This is a genomic window from Citrobacter sp. Cu233 (genome assembly GCF_030332225.1).
GTDB lineage: Bacteria > Pseudomonadota > Gammaproteobacteria > Enterobacterales > Enterobacteriaceae > Citrobacter.
Genome location: NZ_JAOWIF010000028.1, coordinates 393808 through 407603, shown reverse-complemented (window position 1 = coordinate 407603; position 13796 = coordinate 393808). Strand labels below are relative to the sequence as shown.

The following is a 13796-nucleotide window of genomic DNA, read 5'->3' as shown; positions in this document are numbered from 1 at the left end:
CATGCATGTAGATACCATGTTTACCGGGTTAGTGAAATCTACGCATGGTGTGGACAGATGCCATTCGTGATGTCGATAGCCGCCGACAGGCAACGGTCTTCTCACCATAAACCCAGGCATTGCGCACCGTAAATCCCTCTGGGTTGCGGTTTATTGTGATGGGTAGCGACTCTGAACAGTGATGTTAGTAGAGTCAGGCAGGAGTAGGGAAGGAATACAGAGAGACAATAATAATGGTAGATAGTAAGAAGCGCCCTGGCAAAGATCTCGACCGTATCGATCGTAACATTCTTAATGAGCTGCAAAAGGATGGGCGTATTTCTAACGTCGAGCTTTCAAAACGAGTGGGACTTTCACCAACGCCCTGCCTTGAGCGTGTGCGTCGGTTGGAAAGACAGGGTTTTATTCAGGGCTATACAGCACTGTTGAACCCGCATTATCTGGATGCATCACTTCTGGTTTTTGTTGAGATTACTCTGAATCGTGGCGCCCCGGATGTGTTTGAGCAATTTAACTCTGCAGTACAAAAACTTGAAGAAATTCAAGAGTGTCATTTGGTTTCCGGTGATTTCGACTATCTGCTGAAAACGCGCGTACCGGATATGTCGGCATACCGTAAGCTGTTGGGGGAAACCCTGCTGCGTCTGCCTGGCGTGAATGACACACGTACTTACGTGGTAATGGAAGAAGTCAAACAGAGCAATCGTCTGGTAATTAAGACGCGCTAACACGGAACAGGTGCAAAATCGACGCAGTTTGATTACACTCCTGTTAATCCATACAGCAGCAGTGCCGGGGTAACCCGGTGCTGTTGTCCGTTTTAGCATCGGGCAGGAAAAGCCTGAAACCTGGAGAGCCGTTTTTGAGCCAGGAATACACTGAAGACAAAGACGTCACATTGACGAAGTTAAGCAGCGGGCGCCGACTTCTGGAAGCGTTGCTGATCCTTATTGCCCTTTTTGCCGTCTGGTTGATGGCTGCCTTACTCAGCTTTAACCCTTCGGACCCCAGTTGGTCGCAAACCGCATGGCACGAGCCTATCCATAATCTGGGTGGAATACCTGGAGCATGGCTGGCGGATACGCTGTTCTTTATTTTTGGTGTCATGGCTTACACCATCCCCGTGATAATTGTCGGCGGCTGCTGGTTTGCCTGGCGACATCAGGCCAGCGACGAATACGTCGATTACTTCGCCGTATCGCTGCGTATTATTGGCGTTCTGGCGCTGATCCTCACATCTTGCGGGCTTGCCGCAATCAATGCCGATGACATCTGGTATTTTGCCTCTGGCGGCGTTATTGGCAGTCTGCTCAGTACCACGCTGCAACCCTTGTTGCACAGCAGTGGTGGTACGCTTGCGCTGTTATGTATCTGGGCCGCGGGTTTAACGCTGTTTACTGGCTGGTCATGGGTGAGCATTGCCGAGAAACTGGGTGGCTGGTTACTGAATATCCTGACATTTGCCAGCAATCGTACTCGTCGCGATGATACCTGGGTTGATGACGAAGAATATGAAGATGATGAAGAGTCTGTCGACGCCGTTGATGGCACCCCACATGAGTCTCGACGGGCACGTATTCTGCGCGGAGCGTTAGCGCGCCGTAAACGGCTGGCAGAGAAGTTCACCAATCCACTCGGTCGCCATACTGATGCAGCGTTGTTCTCCGGCAAACGCATGGATGATGAGGAAGAAATTGAGTACAGCGCGCGTGGCGTTGTAGCCGACCCTAACGATGTCTTGTTCTCTGGCAACCGAGCCACACTGCCTGAATACGATGAATTCGACCCGCTATTAAACGGCCATTCAGTGACTGAGCCGGTCACTGCGGCGGCCGCCACTGCCACTGCGGCAACGCAGGCCTGGAGTGCGCCAGTCGATCCGCTGTTGCAACCTGCGTCAGTACCGGGAACCGTTTTAGAACAACCCGTGCCTGCTGTGGCATGGCAATCCGCACCGGCTCCGCAAACCGGTGAAGCGGTTATCGCGCCCGCACCGGAAGGTTACCCACAGCCCGTTCAGTACGCACAGCCACCGGTTCAGCCTTATGAACCCTGGCAGCAACCTGCACCGGTTGAACCGCCAATGCCATATTCTGTACCGCCAGTTGCCGACGCTGGCTATGAACAGCCGGTGATGCCGCAACCGGCAATGCCGTGGCAAGCACCTGAGCCGGTGGTGGAACACGCCTGGCAACCAGAACCGGTTTACCAGCAGAGTGCGCCGCTTGAACCGCAGCCGGTCTATCAGCAAGACATCGTGCAGCAACAACCCGTGGTTCATCAGCAGCCTGTTGTCGAACAGCCGCCGGTTGCCGAGCCTGAACCTGTCGTTGAAGAGGTGAAGCCAGCGCGTCCACCGCTCTACTATTTTGAAGAAGTGGAAGAAAAGCGCGCGCGTGAGCGTGAGCAGCTAGCCGCCTGGTATCAACCGATTCCAGAACCTGTGCAAGAGCCAGAACGGGTGAAACCCGTTGCACCGTCTATGCCAACAGCATCCATACCTCCCGTTGAGTCTGTGGCTGCCGCAGCGCCGCTGGCTGCTGGGGTGAAAAACGCTGCATTGGGTGCCGGTGCAGCAGTTGCCGCACCGGTATTTAGTCTTGCAGGGAGTGGTGCGCCGCGTCCGCAGGTGAAAGAGGGAATAGGCCCGCAACTGCCACGTCCTAATCGTGTGCGTGTCCCGACACGCCGAGAGTTGGCTTCATATGGCATTAAGTTGCCGTCACAACGTATGGCTGAAGAGAAGGCTCGCGAAGAGCAGCTTGATACGGATGCGCAATACAGTGACGATGAAATTGATGCAATGCAGCAGGATGAACTGGCGCGTCAATTTGCCCAGTCGCAGCAGCATCGCTATGGCGAAGAGTATCAGGATGACACAGCTGCTGATGACGAAGATTCAGCAGCAGAAGCTGAACTGGCCCGTCAGTTTGCTTCTTCCCAACAGCAACGTTATTCCGGCGCGCAGCCTGCCGGGGCGAATCCATTCTCGCTTGATGATTTTGAATTCTCACCAATGAAAGCGTTAGTGGATGATGGTCCGCATGAGCCGTTGTTTACCCCAGGCGTGATGCCGGAACCTGCTCCACAGTATCAACAGCCTGTCGCACCACCGCCGCAGGAAAGCCTGATCCATCCGTTATTGATGCGTAATGGCGACAGCCGCCCTGTACAGCGTCCGACGACACTGCTGCCATCGCTGGATCTGCTTACCCCACCACCGGCGGAAGTTGAGCCAATAGATACATTCGCGCTGGAGCAAATGGCGCGTTTGGTGGAAGCGCGTCTGGCCGATTTCCGTATTAAAGCCGATGTGGTGAACTACTCGCCCGGACCGGTCATTACCCGTTTTGAGCTAAATCTGGCACCGGGTGTTAAAGCTGCGCGTATTTCTAACCTCTCCCGTGACCTGGCGCGTTCATTGTCGACCGCGGCAGTTCGTGTGGTGGAGGTTATCCCGGGTAAACCGTATGTAGGGCTGGAATTACCGAACAAAAAACGTCAGACCGTTTATTTGCGCGAAGTACTGGATAACGCGAAATTCCGTGATAATCCGTCACCGCTTACTGTCGTTCTCGGCAAGGACATTGCGGGCGAACCGGTTACTGCTGATTTGGCGAAGATGCCGCATCTGTTGGTGGCAGGTACCACGGGTTCCGGTAAGTCTGTTGGGGTCAACGCCATGATCCTCAGCATGCTCTACAAAGCGCAGCCGGAAGACGTTCGCTTTATCATGATCGACCCGAAAATGCTCGAGCTGTCGGTTTATGAAGGTATCCCGCATCTGTTGACTGAAGTTGTTACGGATATGAAAGACGCAGCCAATGCCTTGCGCTGGAGCGTTAATGAAATGGAACGCCGCTATAAGCTGATGTCAGCGCTGGGCGTGCGTAACCTTGCGGGCTACAACGAGAAGATTGCGGAAGCAGATCGTATGGGACGTCCAATCCCGGATCCGTACTGGAAACCTGGCGATAGCATGGATGTCACTCATCCGGTGCTGAAAAAAGAGCCGTATATTGTGGTTCTGGTCGATGAATTTGCTGATCTGATGATGACTGTCGGTAAAAAAGTGGAAGAACTGATTGCCCGTCTGGCGCAAAAAGCGCGTGCGGCAGGTATCCACCTGGTGCTGGCAACCCAGCGTCCGTCGGTTGACGTTATCACTGGGCTTATCAAAGCAAATATCCCAACGCGTATAGCGTTTACTGTCTCGAGTAAGATTGACTCTCGTACCATTCTTGATCAGGGGGGGGCTGAATCCCTGTTGGGCATGGGCGATATGCTCTATTCTGCACCAAACTCAACGATCCCGGTGCGTGTACATGGTGCCTTTGTGCGCGATGAGGAGGTTCACGCGGTCGTCCAGGACTGGAAAGCGCGTGGCCGTCCGCAGTACGTGGAAGGCATCACCTCGGACACCGAAAGTGAAGGCGGAGGCGGTGGTTTTGACGGTGGGGAAGAGCTGGATCCGTTGTTCGATCAGGCGGTAAATTTTGTTACCCAGAAACGCAAAGCTTCTATCTCCGGTGTCCAGCGCCAGTTCCGCATTGGTTATAACCGTGCGGCGCGCATCATCGAACAGATGGAAGCGCAGGGAATTGTCAGCGAGCAGGGACATAATGGCAATCGTGAAGTGCTGGCTCCACCGCCCTTTGATTGATTGCAAAGTTAAGTAATTCAGTATTTTCTACTTTCCTCATGCTGATTTTTGGCCTGAAATGGATAGCAGAAGGAGCTCCCCGTTGGGAGTGACGTATTTTGAGGAATAACGATGAAAAGAATCGCAATCACCTGTGCATTATTGTCGAGCTTTGTGGTGAGCAGCGTTTGGGCTGACGCCGCCAGCGACCTGAAAAGCCGTCTGGATAAAGTCAGCAGCTTCCACGCCAGTTTTACCCAGAAAGTAACGGATGGTAGCGGCGCAGCGGTACAGGAAGGCCAGGGTGATTTATGGGTTAAACGTCCGAATCTGTTTAACTGGCATATGACACAGCCTGACGAAAGCATTCTGGTCTCTGATGGTAAAACACTGTGGTTCTTCAACCCGTTTGTTGAGCAGGCGACGGCGACCTGGCTGAAAGATGCCACAGGTAACACGCCGTTTATGCTGATTGCGCGTAACCAGTCCAGCGACTGGCAGCAGTATAATATTAAGCAAAACGGCGATGATTTTGTGCTGACGCCTAAAACCAGCAGCGGCAACCTGAAGCAGTTCACCATCAATGTTGGACGCGACGGAACAATTCATCAGTTTAGTGCTGTTGAACAGGACGATCAGCGTAGTAGCTACCAGTTGAAATCGCAGCAGAACGGCGCGATCGAACCATCAAAATTCACCTTTACCCCGCCACAAGGCGTAACGGTAGACGATCAACGTAAGTAGAGGCGCGTGAGTGGGCAACCTGTCGCTCGATTTTTCTGATAATACCTTTCAACCCCTGGCCGCGCGTATGCGGCCAGAAAATTTAGCGCAGTATATCGGCCAACAACATCTGCTGGCTGCGGGCAAGCCTTTGCCGCGCGCCATCGAGGCCGGACACCTGCACTCCATGATTTTATGGGGACCGCCAGGAACGGGAAAGACCACACTTGCCGAAGTAATTGCCCGTTATGCGAACGCTGATGTTGAACGTATTTCAGCCGTCACCTCGGGTGTGAAGGAAATTCGCGAAGCGATTGAACGTGCGCGTCAGAACCGTAATGCCGGCCGACGTACAATACTGTTCGTGGACGAAGTTCACCGCTTTAATAAAAGCCAGCAGGACGCTTTTCTTCCACATATTGAAGATGGCACGATTACGTTTATTGGGGCGACCACCGAAAATCCCTCATTTGAACTGAACTCGGCGCTGCTGTCGCGGGCGCGCGTTTATTTACTGAAATCATTGACCACCGAAGATATCGAGCAGGTGTTGGATCAGGCGATGTCAGATAAAGCGCGAGGTTATGGCGGCCAGGATATCGTTTTGCCGGACGAAACGCGTCGGGCGATTGCTGAACTGGTAAACGGTGACGCGCGGCGGGCGTTAAATACGCTGGAAATGATGGCCGACATGGCCGAAGTGGATGACAGCGGAAAACGCGTTTTACACGCTACATTGCTGACTGAGATTGCCGGTGAACGTAGCGCGCGTTTCGATAATAAAGGCGATCGTTTTTACGACCTGATCTCAGCATTACATAAGTCGGTTCGCGGTAGTGCACCGGATGCGGCTCTTTACTGGTATGCCCGCATCATTAGCGCAGGCGGTGACCCGCTCTACGTTGCCCGGCGCTGTTTGGCAATTGCCTCTGAAGATGTGGGAAATGCCGACCCTCGCGCTATGCAAGTGGCCATTTCGGCATGGGATTGTTTCACCCGCGTAGGTCCTGCGGAAGGTGAACGAGCGATTGCTCAGGCGATTGTCTATCTGGCCTGCGCGCCGAAAAGTAATGCGGTATACACCGCCTTTAAAGCCGCTCTGGCAGATGCCCGTGAACGCCCAGATTACGACGTACCGGTGCACTTGCGTAACGCGCCGACGAAGCTCATGAAAGAGATGGGTTATGGCCAGGAATATCGTTACGCCCATGATGAGCCAAATGCCTACGCTGCCGGAGAAGAATACTTCCCGCAGGAAATGGCACAAACGCGCTATTATCACCCGACAAACAGAGGTCTTGAGGGCAAGATTGGCGAAAAGCTCGCCTGGCTCGCCGGACAGGATCAAAATAGCCCTATAAAACGCTACCGTTAGTGTTATCGTTGCGGTAATGTTGTCGATGTATCCCTGTGATCGCAGGCTGTGGTCACTTTCTCCTATTTTAATTCGATAAGCACAGGATAAGCATGCTCGATCCCAATCTGCTGCGTAATGAGCCAGACGCAGTCGCAGAAAAACTGGCAAGCCGGGGCTTTAAGCTGGATGTAGATAAGCTGCGCGCTCTTGAAGAGCGTCGTAAAGTTTTGCAGGTACAAACTGAAAACCTGCAGGCAGAGCGTAACTCTCGATCGAAATCCATCGGCCAGGCAAAAGCGCGCGGGGAAGATATCGAGTCTTTACGTCTGGAAGTGAACAAACTGGGCGAAGAGCTGGATGCCGCGAAAGCTGAACTTGATACCTTACAGGCCGAGATCCGCGACATCGCGCTGACCATTCCTAACCTGCCAGCGGACGAGGTTCCGGTAGGTAAAGATGAGAATGACAACGTTGAAGTTAGCCGCTGGGGTACCCCGCGTGAGTTCGATTTCGAAGTGCGCGATCACGTGACGCTGGGTGAAATGCACACAGGTCTTGATTTCGCCGCTGCGGTTAAACTGACCGGCTCTCGTTTTGTTGTCATGAAAGGGCAGATTGCGCGTATGCACCGTGCGCTGTCTCAGTTCATGCTGGATCTGCATACTGAACAACATGGCTACAGTGAAAACTACGTTCCGTATCTGGTCAACCATGACACGCTGTACGGTACCGGTCAGTTGCCGAAATTTGCTGGCGATCTGTTCCATACGCGTCCGCTGGATGAAGAAGCTGACAGCAGCAACTATGCGCTGATCCCAACGGCAGAAGTTCCGCTGACCAACCTGGTACGCGATGAAATCATTGACGAAGACGCGTTGCCAATCAAAATGACTGCGCATACGCCATGCTTCCGTTCTGAGGCCGGTTCTTACGGTCGTGATACCCGCGGTCTGATCCGTATGCACCAGTTCGACAAAGTTGAGATGGTGCAGATTGTTCGTCCTGAAGATTCTATGGACGCGCTGGAAGAGATGACCGGTCATGCTGAAAAAGTCCTCCAGCTGCTGGGCCTGCCGTACCGTAAGATCATTCTGTGTACTGGTGACATGGGCTTCGGCGCATGCAAAACCTACGATCTGGAAGTGTGGATCCCGGCACAGAATACCTATCGTGAAATTTCCTCCTGCTCCAACGTGTGGGATTTCCAGGCTCGCCGCATGCAGGCGCGTTGTCGTAGCAAATCTGACAAGAAAACACGTTTAGTGCATACGCTGAACGGTTCTGGTCTGGCAGTGGGACGTACGCTGGTTGCCGTTATGGAAAACTACCAGCAAGCTGATGGCCGTATTCAGGTACCGGAAGTATTACGTCCGTACATGAATGGCCTGGAATTCATCGGTTAAGTCATTTTTCCTTGCTAAAAAAGCGCCTCAGGGCGCTTTTTTTACGCCCGTTTGATGCCGGACAATAACCCTTACTCCATTGGTGGTAATACTGCCTTCGAATGAAAGTCAGTATTTATCTCTGTCTTTGCATAAATTCGCTATATAACGGTCTGTATAACGATAATGTCGATATATAAACGACTATACAACGAACATTCCCTTTTTGTTTATTGTGAGCAGCAGAGTGAGCCACTATGAAAACTAAGATCCCCGATGCCGTGCTGGCAGCTGAGGTGAGTCGTCGCAGTTTGGTAAAAACGACGGCGATAGGCGGACTGGCAGTAGCCAGTAGCGCGTTTACCCTGCCATTTACCCGTATTGCCAATGCAGCAGATGCCATTAACCCGTCACCGATCAATGAGAAAGTGATCTGGAGTGCGTGTACGGTAAACTGCGGTAGCCGCTGTCCGCTACGTATGCATGTCGTAGACGGTGAAATCAAATATGTCGAGACCGACAACACGGGCGATGATAACTATGACGGCTTGCATCAGGTTCGTGCCTGCCTGCGTGGTCGGTCCATGCGCCGTCGAGTTTATAATCCCGATCGTCTGAAATACCCAATGAAGCGTGTCGGCAAACGCGGTGAAGGTAAATTTGAGCGCATCAGTTGGGATGAAGCCTACGATATCATCGCCAGCACTATGCAGCGTCTGATTAAAGACTACGGTAACGAGTCTATCTATCTTAACTATGGGACCGGTACGCTGGGTGGCACGATGACACGCTCATGGCCACCGGGTAAAACGCTGGTGGCACGTTTAATGAACTGTTGCGGCGGTTACCTGAACCACTATGGGGATTATTCTTCTGCGCAAATCGCGGCAGGACTGAACTATACCTATGGCGGCTGGGCAGATGGTAACAGCCCATCTGACATTGAAAACAGTAAGCTCGTTGTCTTGTTTGGTAATAACCCAGGCGAAACTCGTATGAGCGGTGGTGGGGTGACCTATTACCTTGAACAGGCGCGGCAGAAATCTAATGCCCGCATGATCATCATCGATCCCCGCTACACGGATACCGGTGCGGGACGCGAGGATGAATGGATCCCCATTCGACCGGGTACGGATGCCGCGCTGGTTAACGGTATTGCCTATGTGCTGATCAGCGAGAATATGGTTGATCAACCGTTCCTCGATAAGTACTGCGTGGGCTATGACGAAAAAACCCTCCCGGCGGGCGCGCCGAAGAACGGTCACTATAAGGCGTATATTCTCGGTCAGGGTAAAGACGGTGTCGCGAAGACCCCGGAATGGGCTGCGCAGATAACCGGTATTCCTGCTGAGCGAATTGTTAAGTTGGCACGTGAAATTGGTAGTGCGAAACCCGCCTACATTAGCCAGGGCTGGGGGCCGCAGCGTCACGCCAACGGTGAGATTGCGACCCGTGCCATTTCGATGTTGGCCATTCTGACCGGCAACGTTGGTATTAACGGCGGCAACAGCGGTGCACGCGAGGGATCCTACGATTTGCCGTTTGAGCGTATGCCAACGCTGGAAAACCCTGTTGAAACCAGCATCTCAATGTTTATGTGGACGGATGCCATTGAGCGTGGTCCGGAAATGACGGCGCTGCGCGACGGTGTTCGTGGTAAGGATAAGCTCGACGTTCCGATTAAGATGATCTGGAACTATGCCGGTAACTGTCTTATTAATCAGCACTCTGATATCAACCGCACGCATGAAATCCTGCAGGATGATAAGAAGTGCGAAATGATCGTCGTTATCGACTGCCATATGACCTCCTCGGCGAAATATGCCGATATTCTGCTGCCAGACTGCACGGCTTCTGAGCAGATGGACTTCGCACTGGATGCATCTTGCGGGAATATGTCCTACGTGATTTTCACCGATCAGGCAATCAAGCCACGTTTTGAATGCAAGACTATCTACCAAATGACCAGCGAGCTGGCAAAACGCCTTGGCGTCGAGCAACAGTTTACGGAAGGCCGTACTCAGGAAGAGTGGATGCGTCATCTGTATGAACAGTCGCGCAAGGCTATACCGGAACTGCCGACATTTGAAGAGTTCCGTAAGCAGGGCATTTTCAAGCAGCGTGATCCTGAAGGACATCACGTGGCGTATAAAGCGTTTCGTGAAGATCCCAAAGCCAATCCGCTGACCACGCCGTCAGGTAAGATTGAAATTTATTCTCAAGCGCTGGCAGAAATCGCCGCAACCTGGGAACTGCCGGAAGGCGATGTGATCGATCCATTACCGATTTATACACCGGGCTTTGAAAGCTTAAACGATCCACTGGTGGAAAAATTCCCTCTGCAATTGACGGGTTTCCACTACAAATCTCGCGTCCATTCGACCTATGGCAACGTTGACGTTCTGAAAGCGTCCTGTCGCCAGGAAATGTGGATTAACCCGATGGATGCACAGCGACGTGGTATTAACAACGGTGACAAGGTACGTATCTTTAACGACCGTGGTGAAGTGCATATTGAGGCTAAAGTTACCCCGCGTATGATGCCTGGCGTTGTAGCGTTGGGTGAGGGTGCCTGGTATGACCCGGATGTGAAGCGTGTGGATCAGGGCGGTTGTATTAACGTGCTGACGACCCAGCGACCTTCTCCTCTCGCTAAGGGGAACCCATCACATACGAACCTTGTTCAGGTTGAAAAGGTGTAAGGAGTAACCGATGACAACCCAGTATGGATTTTTTATTGATTCCAGCCGTTGCACCGGTTGCAAAACTTGCGAACTGGCCTGCAAAGACTTCAAAAATTTAACGCCGGACGTCAGTTTCCGCCGTATATACGAATACGCTGGCGGTGACTGGCAGGAAGATAACGGTGTCTGGCACCAGAACGTTTTTGCCTACTACCTCTCCATTGCGTGTAACCACTGTGAAGACCCGGCCTGTACCAAGGTTTGTCCAAGCGGCGCGATGCACAAACGTGAAGATGGTTTTGTGGTCGTGGATGAGGACGTGTGCATTGGCTGCCGCTATTGCCACATGGCCTGCCCGTATGGCGCACCGCAATACAATGCGGACAAAGGACACATGACCAAGTGCGATGGCTGTCATGAACGCGTTGCTGAGGGTAAGAAACCCATCTGTGTCGAATCCTGCCCGCTGCGTGCGCTGGACTTCGGCCCGATAGAGGAACTGCGTAAAAAACACGGCACCCTGGCTGCGGTTGCGCCGTTACCTGGTGCGCACTTTACCAAACCGAGCATCGTCATCAAACCCAATGCCAATAGCCGCCCGACCGGGGATACCACGGGTTATCTGGCTAATCCGAAGGAGGTGTAAGATGGGAAGTGGATGGCATGAGTGGCCGCTGATGATCTTCACTGTTTTCGGGCAGTGTGTTGTGGGTGGCTTTATTGTTCTGGCGCTGGCGCTGATGAAAGGGGACTTACGCACTGATTCACAACAGCGTGTGGTTGCCTGCATGTTTGGTCTGTGGGTATTGATGGGTATCGGTTTTATTGCTTCCATGCTTCACCTGGGCTCACCGATGCGGGCGTTTAACTCCCTCAACCGTGTCGGTTCTTCTGCGCTAAGTAACGAAATCGCCAGTGGCTCGATCTTCTTTGCCGTTGGTGGTCTTGGCTGGCTACTGGCGGTGTTGAAAAAAATGTCGCCAGCGCTACGCAATCTGTGGTTAGTTCTCACCATGGTGCTGGGCGTAGTTTTTGTCTGGATGATGGTGCGCGTATATAACACTATTGATACGGTGCCTACCTGGTATAGTGTCTGGACGCCGATTGGGTTCTTCCTGACGTTGTTCATGGGAGGTCCGCTGCTGGGATATCTGCTATTACGCGTTGCCGGAATTGACGGCTGGGCGATGCGACTGCTGCCTGCTATTTCAGTGCTTGCGCTGGTCGTAAGCGGCATCATGTCCGTGATGCAGGGGGCCGAACTGGCGACAATCCACAGTTCCATTCAGCAGGCGTCTGCGCTGGTACCGGACTACGGTTCGCTGATGGCATGGCGGATTGTGGCACTGGCTTTAGCGTTGTGCTGCTGGATTGTTCCGCAGGTGAAGGGCTACCAACCGGCAATACCGCTGCTTTCCGTCGCGTTTATTCTGCTGTTAGTCGGTGAGCTGATTGGCCGCGGTGTGTTCTATGGTCTGCATATGACCGTCGGCATGGCGGTCGCCAGCTAACCTGAAAATGCGAATGGCATCGCGCTTGTCCGGCCTACAAATTGCAGTTCGGAACTTGTAGGTCGGATAAAGCGTTAATACGGTCATCTCGCAAATAAAAGATGCCGATTATCCATGAATTTTTTCGACTGAACGTAGCGGGGCAATTTTGTTTTAGATCAATTAAAACAAATAGATGTATTTTCCCATTTTTTATCAATCCGCGTTAAGAATCAGTAATACGAATCGATCCCCCTGAAAGCGCCTCAGGTCCCTGATTGCGCCGATTGACAATGTTTTTTGCAGTGGCATGATGCGCATGAAATTTGAACTTCCTCACGGTTTTTATTCATGTCCACCTATACCCGTCCCGTTATGCTATTGCTGTGCGGGCTGCTTCTGTTGACCCTGGCGATCGCCGTGTTAAACACGCTCGTCCCGCTTTGGCTCGCCCATGAAAATCTGCCAACCTGGCAGGTAGGCGTGGTCAGTTCGTCTTATTTCACCGGAAATTTGGTTGGGACGTTATTGACCGGGTATTTAATTAAACACCTCGGTTTTAACCGCAGCTATTACATCGCTTCGCTTATTTTTGCCGCGGGCTGTGTCGGGCTGGGTGTCATGGTAGGTTTTTGGAGCTGGATGACCTGGCGTTTTATTGCGGGGATCGGTTGTGCCATGATCTGGGTGGTGGTGGAAAGTGCGTTGATGTGCAGCGGGACGTCGCGTAACCGTGGACGCTTACTTGCCGCTTATATGATGGTCTATTACGTGGGGACGTTTTTGGGGCAATTATTGGTCAGTAAAGTCTCGACAGAATTAATGAATGTTCTGCCGTGGGTAACCGGCACTATCCTTGCCGGAGTATTACCGCTGCTCTTTACCCGCATTGTGAATCAGCAGGGTGATGAACAACAGTCACCCCCCATTGTCTCTATGCTGAAGCTTCGCCAGGCCCGTCTGGGTGTGAATGGCTGCATTATCTCCGGGATTGTGCTGGGGTCGTTGTATGGTCTGATGCCGCTGTACCTCAACCATCAGGGTGTCAGCAATGCCAGCATTGGTTTCTGGATGGCGGTACTGGTCAGTGCAGGTATTCTGGGACAATGGCCAATTGGTCGCCTGGCCGATAAGTTAGGTCGTCTGCTGGTTTTGCGCGTCCAGGTATTTGTAGTGATCGTCGGGAGTATTGCCATGCTAAATCAGGCGGCGATGGCACCTGCATTGTTTATGCTGGGCGCGGCAGGTTTCACCCTTTATCCGGTCGCGATGGCCTGGGCCTGCGAGAAAGTAGAACATCATCAGTTGGTCGCGATGAACCAGGCATTATTATTAAGCTATACCGTGGGTAGCCTGCTTGGGCCGTCATTTACCGCAATGCTGATGCAAAATTATTCTGACAGTTTACTGTTTATCATGATTGCCAGCGTATCGTTTATTTATTTACTGATGCTGCTGCGTAAGACTGGGCATACACCGAATTCTGTGGCGCATATCTGATCTGATTTAACAGGATAA

The 13796-nt window shown here is 52.4% G+C and carries 9 protein-coding genes; all 9 read left to right on the top strand.

Annotated elements, in window-relative coordinates:
- Nucleotides 1-233 precede the first annotated feature (233 nt).
- The 9 genes from lrp (at nucleotide 234) to OGX95_RS02670 (ending at nucleotide 13778) form a co-directional block, all read left to right on the top strand.
- On the top strand, nucleotides 234-728 hold the full coding sequence (lrp, locus tag OGX95_RS02710) for a leucine-responsive transcriptional regulator Lrp (RefSeq protein WP_002439523.1): 495 nt from the start codon (nucleotides 234-236) through the stop codon (nucleotides 726-728).
- 134 nt (nucleotides 729-862) lie between these two features.
- A complete protein-coding gene (locus tag OGX95_RS02705) occupies nucleotides 863-4663 on the top strand; it encodes a DNA translocase FtsK 4TM domain-containing protein (RefSeq protein WP_286628227.1) in 3801 nt (1266 codons plus the stop codon).
- A gap of 111 nt (nucleotides 4664-4774) precedes the next feature.
- On the top strand, nucleotides 4775-5386 hold the full coding sequence (gene lolA, locus OGX95_RS02700) for an outer membrane lipoprotein periplasmic chaperone LolA (RefSeq protein ID WP_040233939.1): 612 nt from the start codon (nucleotides 4775-4777) through the stop codon (nucleotides 5384-5386).
- Nucleotides 5387-5396: 10 nt separating this feature from the next.
- Nucleotides 5397-6740, top strand: a complete 1344-nt coding sequence (gene rarA / locus OGX95_RS02695; protein WP_286628226.1) for a replication-associated recombination protein RarA — start codon at nucleotides 5397-5399, stop codon at nucleotides 6738-6740.
- A gap of 92 nt (nucleotides 6741-6832) precedes the next feature.
- Nucleotides 6833-8125, top strand: coding sequence for a serine--tRNA ligase (gene serS / locus OGX95_RS02690; RefSeq protein WP_003836908.1), 1293 nt, complete (start codon nucleotides 6833-6835; stop codon nucleotides 8123-8125).
- Between the two features lie 236 nt (nucleotides 8126-8361).
- Entirely contained in the window at nucleotides 8362-10806 is a 2445-nt protein-coding gene (gene dmsA / locus OGX95_RS02685) for a dimethylsulfoxide reductase subunit A (protein WP_286628225.1), read from the top strand.
- Between the two features lie 10 nt (nucleotides 10807-10816).
- Nucleotides 10817-11434, top strand: a complete 618-nt coding sequence (locus tag OGX95_RS02680) for a DMSO/selenate family reductase complex B subunit (protein ID WP_286628224.1) — start codon at nucleotides 10817-10819, stop codon at nucleotides 11432-11434.
- A 1-nt stretch (nucleotide 11435) separates the two neighbouring features.
- Nucleotides 11436-12299 (top strand): dimethyl sulfoxide reductase anchor subunit family protein, encoded by an 864-nt coding sequence (locus OGX95_RS02675; protein ID WP_286628223.1) that lies wholly within the window; start codon nucleotides 11436-11438, stop codon nucleotides 12297-12299.
- 330 nt (nucleotides 12300-12629) lie between these two features.
- Nucleotides 12630-13778, top strand: a complete 1149-nt coding sequence (locus OGX95_RS02670) for an MFS transporter (RefSeq protein WP_286628222.1) — start codon at nucleotides 12630-12632, stop codon at nucleotides 13776-13778.
- The last annotated feature ends 18 nt before the right edge of the window (nucleotides 13779-13796 follow it).